Consider the following 12,718-nt stretch of genomic DNA (forward strand, 5'->3'; position numbering starts at 1 on the left):
CGGCATTAACACGCGTTTAGGGATGATGTGCTTAGTCTGGGCAAAGCCATGAGGGATATCCGATGCCGAACACGCTGACGCTGGAACTGCCCGACCTTTCCCTGCCGGGAGAGGTCTCTGCCTCGGGGCTGAATGACCTGCCTTTGCGGGGGGTTACGGTGCTTGCGGTCGAAGACAGCCGCTTTGCTTCAGAGGCTTTGCGCCTGATGTGCCGCCGTCTGGGCGCGCGGCTGCGAAGGGCCGAGTCGCTGCAGGCCGCCGCCGCGCATCTGCGGCTGTACCGGCCCGATGTGGTGATCGTCGACCTCGGCCTGCCCGACGGCCGGGGCGAGGCGCTGATTCGCGACCTTTCCACCCGGCAACCCCGGGCCGTGGTGCTGGGCATGTCGGGCGATGCGGCGGGCAAGGCCGCCGCGCTGGAGGCCGGGGCCGATGGTTTTCTGGAAAAGCCCTTGGAAAGCCTGGTCGTCTTCGGCAGCATCCTGATGCAGGCCCTGCCGGAGCAGATGGCAGAGGCCGGCCTGATTGCCGAGCCGCGGCTGGTGCCCGATGCCTTGGCGCTGCGGGACGATCTGGCCCATGCGGCCGACCTTCTGGATGCCGGGCAGGGTGCTGCGGGTCAGCCGCCCGATCCGGCCTATGTCGCAGGCTTCGTCAGGGGCGTCGCCCGCCACGCGCATGACCTGCCGCTGGCAGAGGCGGCCGGACGGGCCCGCCCCGAAGAAATCCGCGCCCTTCTGCGCGACAGGCTCGCCGCGCCGGACCATGCCTTTGAAAAGGCACGGCTCTGACCGGGCCTGGCAAGGTTATTTGCGCCGGTAGATGCCCTCGGGCAGGTTCAGCGCCGCCGCCAGGTCATCGACCTGGCGCAGCGACAGGGTGATGCGCAGGGGCTGCTCCGTCTCCGGGTCCAGCTGTTCCAGCACCACGCAATCGTCATAGGCCTCGACGATGACGTCTTCAGCCAGGGGCACCGCCCCCTCATCGATGAGGGTGATCACGGTCGCGTCGAATTCGTGTTCGATTGTAAACATTTCCCGATGATAGGCGGCAATCGTGCGGGGTTCAACTGCTGCCGTCTTGATCTGGATCAAGGAAGCCGAAGGGCGAAGGGCACAGGCTGAAATCTTGGCAGAGGAGGCGAAGATGATCGGCTATATCGAAGCACCCCGGGCTTGGGGTTTGACGCGGGGCATGGCGCGGGTCGTCGGCCTCAACCTGGTGGAGGCGGTGACCGACGGCTGGCTGGCCCGCCGCGAACTGGCCGAATTGATCGACACCTGCGGTCTCTGCGCCCATTCACACCGCTGCACCGAGTTCCTTTCGGTCACGACCCGGACCAAGACCCTGCCGGAGTTTTGCCGCAACAAGGCGCAGATCGAGGCGCTGCAACCCTGACCGGGACGCTTTTGCCGTGGCAGAGTACGGCGCCTGCCGCTAATCAGGCGGCATGACCGGTGACGTCCGCCAGATCCTCGATACCGTGCGCGACCGCGGCTCGCGCTATGCCGTCACGGGCGGGGCGGTGGCCGACCGCGCCGCGATCAAGGCTTTTCTGGCCCGGCTGAAGGCGGAGAAGAAATTCGCCAAGGCCACGCATAACTCCTGGGCGGCCATCCTCGCGGATGGCACCCCGGTGAAGGACGATGACGGCGAGGCGGGCGCCGCCGCCGTCATCCTGCGGATGATCGAGCGCGCGGGCCTGACCGGTCACATCGTGGTGGTGACGCGCTGGTATGGCGGCGTCAACCTCGGTGGCGACCGGTTTGCCCATGTGGTCACCTCGGTCCGGGCCTATCTGGCCGAAGCGGGGTGAGGCGCGGCTCAGGCGTTGCGAAAGACGTTGATCACCCAGGCCAAAGTGCCCAGCAGCACGGTGATCTCTGCCAGCGGCATCACCTTGGCGGCGGCGCTTTCGTCCATCATGCCGCTCATCAGCAGGAACAGCCCGATCAGCAGCACCAGCGCCCCGATCTGGTGCAGCCAGAAATGCACCCTGGCATAGATATTGGCGGCCATGCCCGGCAGGACCCGGTAGGCGATCCCGAAAAGGGTCATCAGGGTAAAGCCCAGAAGGTTGATATGGGCATGCACCGGGGCGAGCGTGAAATTCTGGCTGCCGCCCATATACATGCCCATGACGATGCCAACGATCAGGTACAAGGATCCGGTCAGCAGAAACAGCCGCGAAATATTCATAAGTCCCTCCGATATCGGGCTGCTTGATCGCGGCCCTGTTTGCGCCGCGGTACAATAGCGTGATCTGGCGGGAAAAGATTCTTAAGTGCGCGGGCCGACCACGCGGCCCCAGAGGTCGTAATCCCCGGCCTCTTCGACCTCGACCGTGACGATGTCGCCGGGGGCAAGCCCGTCGAAATCCTCGTCGATGAAGAGGTTGCCGTCGATTTCCGGCGCATCGGCCTTGGTGCGGCAGGTGGCGCCTTCGTCATCGACCTCATCGACGATGACCTCGATCGTGGTGCCGACCTTGGCCTGCAGCTTGGCCTCGGAGATGGCCTGCGCCTTCTCCATGAAACGTTCGAAACGCTCCTGCTTCACCTCGGCCGGCACATGGTCGGGCAGGGCGTTCGAGCGGGCGCCTGCGACGTTTTCGTACTGGAAGCAGCCGACCCGGTCGAGCTGCGCCTCGTCCATCCAGTCCAGCAGCGTCTGGAACTCCTCCTCCGTCTCGCCCGGGTAGCCGACGATGAAGGTGGAGCGCAGGGTGATATCGGGGCAGGTCGCGCGCCAGGCGGCGATCTCGTCCAGGGTGCGGGCGGCCGCGGCGGGGCGGGCCATCCGGCGCAGGGTTTCCGGGTGGGCGTGCTGGAAGGGGATGTCGAGATAGGGCAGCACCAGCCCTTCCGCCATCAGCGGGATCAGGTCGCGGACATGCGGGTAGGGGTAGACATAGTGCAGCCGCACCCAGGCCCCGAGCTTGCCCATCTCGCGCGCCAGATCGGTGATATGGGCCCGCACCTCGCCACCCTTCCAGGGCGACAGGTCATGCTTGCGGTCGACCCCATAGGCCGAAGTGTCCTGGCTGATCACCAGAAGCTCCTTCACCCCCGCATCGACCAGCTTTTCCGCCTCGCGCAGCACGGCATGGGCGGGACGCGAGACCAGACGGCCGCGCATGTCGGGGATGATGCAGAACTTGCACTTGTGGTTACAGCCCTCGGAGATCTTGAGGTAGCTGTAATGCCGCGGGGTCAGCTTGACGCCGGTGGCGGGCAGAAGGTCGACGAAAGGGTTGGGCTGCGGCGGCACCGCGCTATGGACGGCATCCAGAACCGCCTCGTATTGATGCGGGCCGGTCACGGCCAGAACCTTGGGATGCGCCCCGGTGATATATTCCGGCTCTGCCCCGAGACAGCCGGTCACGATGACGCGGCCGTTCTGTTGCAAGGCCTCGCCGATGGCGCCGAGGCTTTCGGCCTTCGCGCTGTCGAGGAATCCGCAGGTGTTCACGATCACCGCATCGGCGCCCTGATAATCGGGCGAGATGGCATAGCCCTCGGCCCTGAGCCGGGTCAGGATCCGCTCACTGTCGACCAGCGCCTTGGGGCAGCCGAGCGAGACCATGCCGATAGTGGGCTGATGGCTGCCATCCGGACGGATCTGCCGCTCGTCAGGAACGAGGGCACGGGCGAGGTCGGGGCGGAGGTTGGGCGGATTCTGCGACATGGGCGGGATATACCTGAAAGCGCGCCCGGGGTTAAGGGGCAGGATTTCACGCGTGCAAGGTAGGCTAGGGTGTTGAAATCATTTGGTTTCACGATTTTTATTAACTTTTGCTTCATTCTTTCACGCTTGCTGGAAGCCCGAAAGCGCAAAGGAATGGGCACCATTGCCCGGATCCTCAAGTTCCAGCTACGGTCCGGATGGGCTATCTGACCCGGAGCATCTTTTGATCCTCCAGCGCGGCTGTCTCTCGATTTTGAGCCAGGTCTGACCACTTTCACGCTTTCCAGTCAGGGGAGACCATTTGGATATGAACTACGTCGAAAGAATTCAGGCACCGGAGTTTCGGGCCATCGTTGAAACTCTGCTCTTCGGCATATTGAAATTGGATCCCAGCAAAGCGGCCCTGCGTCTGAAATGCATCGAGGAGGCGGCGCAATCCGACCCAAATCTGAATCGTAACGACCTGCTCGTGGACCTTGCTCTGTTTGAAGCCGCCTTTTTCGTGAAGGAGCTTTTTGAGGAAAAGGAAATGCTCCTTGATATGCGCCAACGGTTCATCGGGCTGCGTTATGAGCAGCATCTGGCAAACCGTTCTCCTTGTTACTCAATCTCCACCGGGTTTGCCAAAAATGTAGTTGCGCTCCTGCGGGCCAAAGCTCCCGAGGTCAAGATCGACACGTCTACCAATCGCGCCGCAGCCGAATTTTCCGTGTCTTTTGAGGGCAGCCGAGTCAGGCTGGAACTCAATGGTCGCATACCGCGCGTCCACGGGGCGAGCGTCCGCCTATGGTTCAGAATTGAGAGCGCCGGAACAGGGCTCGGCTTCGAATTTCCTGATCTCTGTGGGGCAGACCTGTTCGTCATTTCCGAGACCGATGCCATGGCCGCGAAAGCGCTTTCCGACCAGATCGCAGGTATCCTGCAGATTTGTCAGCAGATTGTTACCGGGATGCCGGAACAGAAACCACTCTGATATCAGCGAATTCCGGCGGATGTTCTATAGTCGGGCTCTTTACCTGAGGTCATCAGAATGAACGGCGCCCGCTCTTCTTCACCCTCCTCGGCTTCCGCACCCGCACCCGCACCCGGTTCCGGATGCGGTGAGTTTGGGCGGTAGGATGGGCAATTTGCCCATCTTCCGAGGTTAGCGGCGGCGGTCGCGGCGGGCGCTCATCGGTTGGAAGGCGACGCCGACATGGGCTTCGCAATAGGGTTTGCCCGAGACCGAGGGCAGGCCGCAGAACCAGAAGTCGTCGGTGGCGGGGTCGCCGATCGGCCATTTGCAGGTCCGCTCGGTCAGCTCCATCAGGGTCAGCTTCTTGGCGCGCTTTTCGACCTCGCGGACCGAGGCGAGGGCCTCGGGGCTGATCTCGTTGGCCGAGGGCTGCGGCGGCAGGGGTTGGCCGGCCGGGATGATCGCCTTGCGCATCGGGATCGTCGCCGGGATCGAGGAGGCCGAGGCGAGGATGGCGGCGGCGGCGCTCAGGGGCGCGGCAGGGGCCGGGGTCGGGGTGGGCGGGGTCACCGGGGCCGCGGCGGCGGGGGCCGGGCGCGGCGTCTCGACGGGGGCGGCGCGCACCGGTTCGGCCGGGCGCGGGGCCTCGGCCTTGGGGGCGGGGGCGGCTGCGACCGGGGCCTCTTCGGCCTCGTCCTCGCTGGCGGCGGGGCCGACGCGGTTGGACAGGCCCAGCCGGTGCACCTTGCCGATCACCGCATTGCGGGTGACGCCGCCGAGTTCCTTGGCGATCTGGCTGGCAGACTGGCCTTCGGCCCACATCTTCTTGAGCGTCTCGACGCGCTCGTCGGTCCAGGACATGGGTAAACTCCGCAATTGCCGCTATGGCCACCAGCTTGGCCATTCTAGACGGGACGTGCGTAGATACAGCCTCACCCGTTCGAGTTCAAGGGGAAGGGGGCAAGTTCAGGGGGTGGACGGGCCGGCGCGATGGATTAGATTGCGCGGATGTGTGGACGCCTGACCCTGACCCATCCGAACGAGGCCCTGGCGGCGCTCTTTGGCGCCGTGGCGGCCAATGACCTGCCCGAAAGCCCGCGTTACAACATCTGCCCGACCGAGACGGTGCCCGTGGTGACCGCGGCCGAGGGGATGCGGCGGCTGCGCCCGATGCGCTGGGGCCTCGTGCCCGGCTGGTACAAGACGCCGACCGACGGGCCTTTGATCATCAACGCCCGGTCGGACACCGTGGCCGTGAAACCCGCCTTTCGCGACTCGATCCGGCAGCGGCGCTGTCTGGTGCTGGCGAGCGGCTTTTACGAATGGAGCGCGGGGGAGGAGGGGGCGCGGCTGCCCTGGTACATCACGCGCAAGGATGGCGCGCCGCTGGCGCTGGGCGGGCTTTATGCGCCCTGGGGCGAGATGATGACCTGTGCCGTCGTGACGCTCGACGCCGGGCCGAACATGGGCGGCATCCATGACCGCGAGCCTTTGATCCTCGAGCCCGCGGACTGGCCGCTCTGGCTCGGCGAGGCGGGGCATGGCGCGGCCTTGCTGATGAAGCCGACGGTGCCGGGCGTCCTGCAGGCGCATCGGGTCGGGCGGGCGGTCAATTCGAACCGCGCCTCGGGGCCGGAACTGATCGAGGAGATCGAGGCGTGAGCCCGTCTGCGAGCGGCTATGTGATCTGCGCCACGCCGCGCAGTGGCAGCACGCTGCTCTGCCACCTCTTGCGCTCCTCCGGTCGGGCCGGGCATCCGCAGTCGTGGTTTCGCGCCGAGGACCGCGCGGATTATGCGGCGGATTGGGGGGTGCCTGCGGCGGGCGCGGCCTACCGCGCGGCGGTCTGCCGGGCCGGGCGGGCGGGTGGCGCGGTCACGGGCCTCAGGCTGATGTGGGAGACGCTGGAGGAGGTCGAGGCGGAACTCGGCGGGCCGCTGATGCCGGGCCTCGGCCTCAGCCATGCGATCTGGCTCCGGCGCGGCGACACCGTGGGGCAGGCGGTGTCGCGCCTGAAGGCCGAGGTTTCCGGCACCTGGCATCTGGGTTTCGAGGAGGCCGCGCATCCGGCGGAGGTCCATTACGACTTCGACCGGATCCGCGTCTGGCGCGATGCGACGGAGGCGCAGAATGGCCGTTGGCAGGGCTGGTTTCGGCGCCGGGGGATCACGCCGCTGGCCCTGACCTACGAGGACCTCGCCGCCGATCCGGTGGGTGTGGCCGAGCGGGCGCTGGCCTTTCTGGGCCTTTCGATGCCCCCCGGGCAGCGGCCAAGCGCGGGCAACCGGGCGATGGCCGATGAGGTCAGCGTGGCATGGGCCGCGCGTTTTAGGGAGGAGGCGCTGCGCCGAGGGTGTTGAGCCTGACGGCGCGGGATGCTATGAGCAGAGGAGCGCGGGCGTTGTGTAATGGTAAGACCTTAGCCTTCCAAGCTAAAGACACGGGTTCGATTCCCGTCGCCCGCTCCAAAATCTCCTGACATCCGACGTTGTGCGCCCTTGGCTGGCCGGGGCCTCCGGCGGGGATATTTGGGCCAGTATGAAAGGGTCAGCCGGCTGCGGCGGCGGGGTCCATCCAGAAGGGGCCGAAGCCGTTGCCATCGGGGTCCTCGAAAGCGCGGGAATACATGAAGCCGAGGTCTTCGGCCTCGTGCAGCGATTTGCCGCCGGCGGCGAGGGCGGATTTGGTCATCGCATCGACCTCGTCTCGGCTGTCGCAGGACAGGGCGACGAGGTTGGTGGCGCCTTCGGAGGGCAGGACCAGGGGTTTGGCCGAGAACTGGCGGAACTGGTCATGGGTCGCGAGCATGAGGTAAATCGCCTCGGAGACGACGACGCAGGCCGAGGTCTCGTTGGAGAATTTCTCGTTGATGGGGAAGCCGAGCGCTTCGTAGAAGTGCCGGCTGCGTTCCATGTCGGTGACGGGCAGGGTGAGGAAGATCATCCGGGGCATGGGCGGTCCTGATGCAGGGGGAAAAGGGGAGAGGGCAGGGGTCAGCCGTTCACGGCGGCGGGGTCCATCCAGAAGGCTTCCAGCACATTGCCATCGGGGTCGTGGAAGGTGCGGCCATACATGAAGCCCATGTCCATCGCGGGCTTGGGCTCGGCGCCGCCGGCCTTCAGCGCGGCGGTGGTGATCGCATCGACGGCCTCGCGGCTGTCCTGGCTTAGCGCCACCATGACGGCGGTGGTTTTCGCCGGATCGGCGAGGGGTTTGGTGGCAAAGCTCGCGAATTTCGTGTGGTTCAGGATCATGAAATAGATGGTGTCGGAGACCACGACACAGGCGCTGCTGGCGTCGGAGAACTTGTCGTTGATCGAAAATCCGAGCGCCTCGTAAAAGCCGCGGCTGCGGGCGACGTCGGTGACGGGGAGATTGACAAAGACCATCTGGGGCATGGCGCACCTGTGTTTAATGTTAGCTAATGTGCTAAGTGTTGGCGCATCCCGCCGCCCTGGGCAAGCAAAAAGCGCGGCGCCCTGCGGCACCGCGCTTGTTTCCGCCGGAGGGGGCGTTGTCAGATGTTTTCCTGCTGCGGCATGCCGAGGACGTTATAGCCGCAATCGACATGGACCACCTCGCCCGTGGTGCAGTTGCCGTAGTCAGAGCAGAGCCAGACCGCGGTGCCGCCGATCGCCTCCAGCGTCGCGTTCTGGCGCATGGGCGCATTGGCCTCGGTGAAGCGGAAGGTGGCGCGGGCGCCGCCGATTGCTGCCCCGGCCAGGGTCTTCATCGGGCCGGGCGAGATCGCGTTGACGCGGATCTTTTGCGGGCCGAGGTCATTGGCGAGGTAACGGGTCGCAGATTCCAGCGCGGCCTTGGCCACGCCCATCACGTTGTAATTCGGCGTCACCCGGTTCGACCCGGCATAGGTCAGGGTGATCAGGCTGCCGCCCTCGGGCATCAGCTCGGCGGCGCGGCGCGACACGTCGATGAAGGAGAAGCAGGAGATCGCCAGCGAATGGCTGAAATTGCCACGCGTCGTGTTGATGAAACGCCCGGTCAGTTCGTTCTTGTCGGAGAAGGCGATGGCATGGACGAGGAAGTCGATGCTGCCCCACCGGTCCTTCAGCGTGGCAAAGCAGGCGTCCAGGCTCTCGTCATTGGTCACATCGACATCGACGAGGAAATCCGAGCCGACCGAGGCGGCCAAGGGCTCGACGCGCTTGCCGAACGCCTCGCCCTGGTAGGAGAAGGCCAGCTCTGCCCCCTCGCCATGCAGGGCCTTGGCGATGCCCCAGGCGATGGAGCGTTCATTGGCCACGCCCATGATCAGGCCGCGCTTGCCCTTCATCAGTTCCGCCATCACGTCCCCCTAAAGGCCCCCGGTGTTCCGGTTCGGCCTGATAAATGCCGCGCGCCCGTCTGCGTCAGGCGCGATATTTGCTCATCACCAAGGTTGCATTGGTGCCGCCAAAGCCGAAGCTGTTGGACAGGACCGTGTCAATCTCGACATTCTCACGCAGGGTCAACACGATTTCGGACGGGTCCAGCGCCGGGTCGAGCGTGGTGATATTGGCCGAGGCGGCCATGAAGCTCTTGTCCATCATGATCAGCGAATAGATCGCCTCATGCACGCCGGTGGCGCCGAGCGAGTGGCCGGTCAGGGATTTTGTCGAGGCGACGGGCGGATGCGCCTCGTTGCCGAAGACGCGGCGGATCGCCTCGATCTCGGTCACGTCGCCGACCACGGTCGAGGTGCCGTGGCTGTTGATGTAATCGACGCGGCGGTCCTCCGGCAGGGTCGAGATCGCCAGCCGCATCGCCCGCTCGCCACCTTCGCCCGAGGGGGCGACCATGTCGTAGCCGTCGGAGGTGGCACCATAGCCGGTGACTTCGCCATAGATCTTGGCGCCGCGGGCGAGGGCGTGGGACAGTTCCTCCAGCACGACGACACCGCCGCCGCCGGCGATGACGAAGCCGTCGCGCGTCGCATCATAGGGGCGCGAGGCGGTGGAGGGATTGTCGTTGTATTTCGAGGACATGGCCCCCATCGCGTCGAAGAGGCAGGAGAGGGTCCAGTCCAGTTCCTCGCCGCCGCCGGCAAAGACGATGTCCTGCTTGCCCATCTGGATCTGTTCGACGCCATTGCCGATGCAATGCGCCGAGGTCGAGCAGGCCGAGGTGATCGAATAGTTGACGCCCTTGATCTTGAAGGGCGTGGCGAGGCAGGCCGAGTTGGTCGAGGACATGCAGCGCGTGACCATGAAGGGGCCCATCTTCTTGGGCGCGCCCTTGTTGGTCACCGCATCGAAGGCCTGGAAGAAGTTCGAGGTCGACGGCCCGCCCGAACCCATGATCAGGCCCGACCGCTCGTTGGAGACATCGGAAGGCTCCAGCCCGCTGTCGGCGATCGCCTGTTTCATGGCGAGGAAGTTATAGGCTGCCCCCGGCCCCATGAAGCGCAGGTCGCGCTTGTCGATATGGTCTTCGAGGGTGATCTGCGGCTGACCCTTCACCTGGCTGCGGAAGCCGCGCTCGGCATAGTCGGGGGCGGCCACGATGCCGGACTTGCCGGCGCGGAGCGAGGCTTCGACCTCGGCCGCCGAATTGCCGATGGGAGAGATGATGCCGATGCCGGTGATGACGACGCGACGCATGGGATATCCTTTCCGGGGAGATGGCCCGAATTAGTTGGCAGAGAGGGCGACCTTCATGTCGGTGACCTGATAGATCACTTCTCCGTCCGCTTCGACGCGGCCATTGGCCACGCCCATGGTCAGGCGCCGGGTTTGCAGCGCCTTGGTGAAATCGACGAAATAGCGCAGCATCTTGCGGTCGGGCCGCACCATGCCGGTGAGTTTGACCTCGCCCACGCCAAGCGCATAGCCGCGCCCCTGCCAGCCGCGCCAGCCGAGGTTGAAGCCGGTCAGCTGCCAGAGCCCGTCAAGGCCAAGGCAGCCCGGCATGATCGGGTTGCCGGGGAAGTGGCATTCGAAGAACCACAGGTCGGGGGTGATGTCGAACTCGGCCACGATATGGCCCTTGCCGAATTCACCGCCATCTTCCGAGACCTCGGTGATCCGGTCCATCATGAGCATCGGCGGGGCGGGCAGCTGGGCATTGCCGGGGCCGAAAAGTTCGCCGCGCGCGCAAGCCAGAAGCGCCTCCTTGTCGAATGTGGTCGGAAAAGCGCTCATGCTGCCGTGGTCCCCCCGGATCTGCCTATGCCTGTTGCATGTCATGTAACATCTCGTGAGAAGGGGGCGCAAGGGTGGCGGCCTGTCATGGCGTCATTGCAGGGCGCCATTGCGGCAGGGGCGAAGATCCCTATCTTGGGACGACGATGTAAAAACAGCAGGAAGGACGACGGATGAGCACAGGTTCGGGGCAGGAGAGCGCGCAAGCGCAGGGCGGGTTGTCGCAGGAGGCCTGGGGCGGGATCGTCCTGATCGGGGCCACGGTTCTGGCGCTTCTCGCCGCAAATTCACCCTGGGCCTCTTTGTATCAAGGCTTTCTGGACACGCCGATCGCGATCTCGATCGGGGGGACGGGTCTCGACAAGCCCTTGATCCTGTGGGTGAATGACGGGCTCATGTCGCTGTTCTTCCTGTCGGTCGGGCTGGAGCTGAAATACGAGATGCTGGAAGGCAAGCTGCGCGATCCCAGCGCGGTCGTGATGCCGGGCCTCGCGGCCCTGGGCGGCATGGCTTTTCCGGCGCTGGTCTATCTGGGCCTGACGGCGGGGATCGGCGTGGGGCAGGGCTGGGCCATTCCGACGGCCACCGACATTGCCTTCGCGCTGGGGATTCTCGCGCTGGCCGGCAAGGGTCTGCCGCCCGGACTGCGCAGCTTTTTGCTGACTTTGGCCATTCTGGATGACTTGGGCGCGATCCTGATCATCGCGATTTTCTACGGCCATGACCTGAGCATCAGCTATCTTCTGATGGCGCTGGTGCCGCTGGTGGCACTGATCGTCCTGGCCCGGCTGAAGGTGGCGCGGCTGGGGCCGGCGCTGCTTCTGGGGGCGGTGCTTTGGGTTCTGGTGCTGAAATCGGGCATCCATGCGACACTGGCCGGGGTGGTTCTGGCCTTCTGCATCCCGCTGGTCGACCGCAAGGGCGGCTCGCCCCTGCACAAGCTGGTCGATGCGCTGCAGCCCTATGTCGCCTATCTGATCGTGCCGCTCTTCGCCTTTGCCAATGCGGGCCTGCCTCTCGGCAACCTGAGCCTCGACGGCAGCGGCGGGCAGATCGCGCTGGGCGTGGGGCTTGGCCTGGTCGTCGGCAAGTTCGTGGGCGTCATGGGGATGACCGGGCTGATGGTGCTGAGCGGTCTGGCGCGCCTGCCCGACGGGATGCGCTGGCCGCATATGGCCGCGGTCGCACTTCTGGCGGGGATCGGCTTCACCATGTCGCTTTTCATCGGCGGGCTGGCTTTTGGCGAGGGGGCCGAGATGAACGCGGTGCGGCTGGGGGTTCTGGCGGCCTCGGTCCTGGCCGCGGGGGCGGGACTTGTCCTGCTGCGGATGCTCTCTGGCCATGGGGACGCGGGCCGGGTATAGTTTGCAGGCCCGCCTGACCGCGGGCCTATCGTGACAGGGCAGGGTGACAGCAGCATGACGTCCGAGACGCAGGTCGATCCGAGGGGGCCAGAGGCCCTGCGCGCAACGGAATGGTTGGCGCGCGGCGGCTTGCGGCCGACCCGGCAGCGGCTGGCCCTGGCGCGGCTTCTGGTCGGCGATGGCGAGAACCGCCATGTGACGGCGGAAAGCCTCTTCGCCCTGACCGGGGGCGCGGGGGAGAAGGTCAGCCTCGCCACCGTCTACAACACCCTGCGCGCCTTCTGCGCCGCGGGGCTGATGAACGAGGTCGTGGTCGACGGCGCGCGCAGCTATTTCGACACGCGGATGGATGACCACCCGCATTTCTACTGGGAAGACAGCCACGCCCTGACCGATGCGCCCGCCGATCAGATCCAGATCACAGCGCTGCCCAGCGCCCCCGCCGGCACCGAGATTGCCCGCGTCGACGTGGTGATCCGCCTGCGCCGCGCCTGAGCGTCACCGGGGGCTTCGGGCGTCGATTTTTCTGCGAAAAATCGGGGGTTGGGCCAAGGGGCGGATCTGATTTTTCG

At 65.6% G+C, this 12,718-nt stretch carries 17 protein-coding genes and 1 tRNA gene; 9 read left to right on the plus strand and 9 right to left on the minus strand.

The features are described from left to right. Positions 1-62 precede the first annotated feature (62 nt). The gene (locus AC1DZT_RS07760) at positions 63-791 is read left to right on the plus strand and encodes a response regulator (RefSeq protein WP_478006046.1); all 729 of its coding nucleotides are present in this window, start codon (positions 63-65) and stop codon (positions 789-791) included. 15 nt (positions 792-806) lie between these two features. On the opposite strand, the gene AC1DZT_RS07765 is transcribed toward AC1DZT_RS07760, so the two are convergent. Next, positions 807-1,034: a hypothetical protein gene (locus AC1DZT_RS07765; RefSeq protein WP_478006047.1), complete on the minus strand. Its 228-nt coding sequence runs from the start codon at positions 1,032-1,034 to the stop codon at positions 807-809. Between the two features lie 112 nt (positions 1,035-1,146). Between AC1DZT_RS07765 and AC1DZT_RS07770 the strand changes: the two genes are divergently transcribed. Both AC1DZT_RS07770 and AC1DZT_RS07775 read left to right on the plus strand, forming a co-directional pair. Then, positions 1,147-1,398, plus strand: a complete 252-nt coding sequence (locus AC1DZT_RS07770; RefSeq protein ID WP_478006048.1) for a DUF6455 family protein — start codon at positions 1,147-1,149, stop codon at positions 1,396-1,398. A 52-nt stretch (positions 1,399-1,450) separates the two neighbouring features. Then, positions 1,451-1,816 carry a YigZ family protein gene (locus tag AC1DZT_RS07775; protein ID WP_478006049.1) on the plus strand — a complete coding sequence of 122 codons (366 nt, stop codon included), beginning with the start codon at positions 1,451-1,453 and terminating at the stop codon, positions 1,814-1,816. An 8-nt stretch (positions 1,817-1,824) separates the two neighbouring features. Here AC1DZT_RS07775 and AC1DZT_RS07780 read toward each other — a convergent pair whose 3' ends face one another. Both AC1DZT_RS07780 and rimO read right to left on the minus strand, forming a co-directional pair. Next, positions 1,825-2,199, minus strand: coding sequence for a hypothetical protein (locus tag AC1DZT_RS07780; RefSeq protein ID WP_478006050.1), 375 nt, complete (start codon positions 2,197-2,199; stop codon positions 1,825-1,827). An 81-nt stretch (positions 2,200-2,280) separates the two neighbouring features. Further along, positions 2,281-3,687: a 30S ribosomal protein S12 methylthiotransferase RimO gene (gene rimO / locus AC1DZT_RS07785; RefSeq protein ID WP_478006051.1), complete on the minus strand. Its 1,407-nt coding sequence runs from the start codon at positions 3,685-3,687 to the stop codon at positions 2,281-2,283. Between the two features lie 307 nt (positions 3,688-3,994). Between rimO and AC1DZT_RS07790 the strand changes: the two genes are divergently transcribed. Further along, positions 3,995-4,660 carry a hypothetical protein gene (locus AC1DZT_RS07790; protein WP_478006052.1) on the plus strand — a complete coding sequence of 222 codons (666 nt, stop codon included), beginning with the start codon at positions 3,995-3,997 and terminating at the stop codon, positions 4,658-4,660. Between the two features lie 171 nt (positions 4,661-4,831). Here the strand turns inward: AC1DZT_RS07790 and AC1DZT_RS07795 are convergent, their stop codons facing one another. Then, positions 4,832-5,503, minus strand: coding sequence for a GcrA family cell cycle regulator (locus AC1DZT_RS07795; RefSeq protein WP_478006053.1), 672 nt, complete (start codon positions 5,501-5,503; stop codon positions 4,832-4,834). A gap of 147 nt (positions 5,504-5,650) precedes the next feature. Here AC1DZT_RS07795 and AC1DZT_RS07800 point away from each other — a divergent pair, with 147 nt between their 5' ends. From AC1DZT_RS07800 to AC1DZT_RS07810, 3 genes are all read left to right on the plus strand, one after another. Continuing rightward, positions 5,651-6,304 (plus strand): SOS response-associated peptidase, encoded by a 654-nt coding sequence (locus tag AC1DZT_RS07800; protein WP_478006054.1) that lies wholly within the window; start codon positions 5,651-5,653, stop codon positions 6,302-6,304. Continuing rightward, entirely contained in the window at positions 6,301-7,002 is a 702-nt protein-coding gene (locus AC1DZT_RS07805) for a Stf0 family sulfotransferase (RefSeq protein WP_478006055.1), read from the plus strand. The genes AC1DZT_RS07800 and AC1DZT_RS07805 overlap by 4 nt, the downstream gene beginning before the upstream one ends. A gap of 34 nt (positions 7,003-7,036) precedes the next feature. Then, positions 7,037-7,110 (plus strand) — tRNA-Gly (locus AC1DZT_RS07810). Between the two features lie 79 nt (positions 7,111-7,189). On the opposite strand, the gene AC1DZT_RS07815 is transcribed toward AC1DZT_RS07810, so the two are convergent. The 5 genes from AC1DZT_RS07815 to fabA form a co-directional block, all read right to left on the minus strand. After that, complete coding sequence (locus AC1DZT_RS07815; protein ID WP_478006056.1) at positions 7,190-7,594, minus strand: VOC family protein; 405 nt, start codon at positions 7,592-7,594, stop codon at positions 7,190-7,192. Positions 7,595-7,635: 41 nt separating this feature from the next. After that, positions 7,636-8,040 carry a VOC family protein gene (locus AC1DZT_RS07820; RefSeq protein WP_478006057.1) on the minus strand — a complete coding sequence of 135 codons (405 nt, stop codon included), beginning with the start codon at positions 8,038-8,040 and terminating at the stop codon, positions 7,636-7,638. Between the two features lie 119 nt (positions 8,041-8,159). Next, entirely contained in the window at positions 8,160-8,948 is a 789-nt protein-coding gene (locus tag AC1DZT_RS07825; RefSeq protein ID WP_478006058.1) for an enoyl-ACP reductase FabI, read from the minus strand. Between the two features lie 64 nt (positions 8,949-9,012). After that, complete coding sequence (gene fabB / locus AC1DZT_RS07830; protein ID WP_478006059.1) at positions 9,013-10,242, minus strand: beta-ketoacyl-ACP synthase I; 1,230 nt, start codon at positions 10,240-10,242, stop codon at positions 9,013-9,015. Between the two features lie 30 nt (positions 10,243-10,272). Continuing rightward, positions 10,273-10,782 (minus strand): bifunctional 3-hydroxydecanoyl-ACP dehydratase/trans-2-decenoyl-ACP isomerase, encoded by a 510-nt coding sequence (gene fabA, locus AC1DZT_RS07835; RefSeq protein WP_478006060.1) that lies wholly within the window; start codon positions 10,780-10,782, stop codon positions 10,273-10,275. 173 nt (positions 10,783-10,955) lie between these two features. On the opposite strand from fabA, the gene nhaA reads away from it, so the two are divergent. Further along, complete coding sequence (nhaA, locus tag AC1DZT_RS07840) at positions 10,956-12,146, plus strand: Na+/H+ antiporter NhaA (RefSeq protein WP_478006061.1); 1,191 nt, start codon at positions 10,956-10,958, stop codon at positions 12,144-12,146. Positions 12,147-12,200: 54 nt separating this feature from the next. Beyond that, positions 12,201-12,641, plus strand: a complete 441-nt coding sequence (gene irrA / locus AC1DZT_RS07845; RefSeq protein ID WP_478006062.1) for an iron response transcriptional regulator IrrA — start codon at positions 12,201-12,203, stop codon at positions 12,639-12,641. Positions 12,642-12,718 lie beyond the last annotated feature (77 nt).

The organism is Rhodobacter sp. P1_C2, from assembly GCF_056406375.1.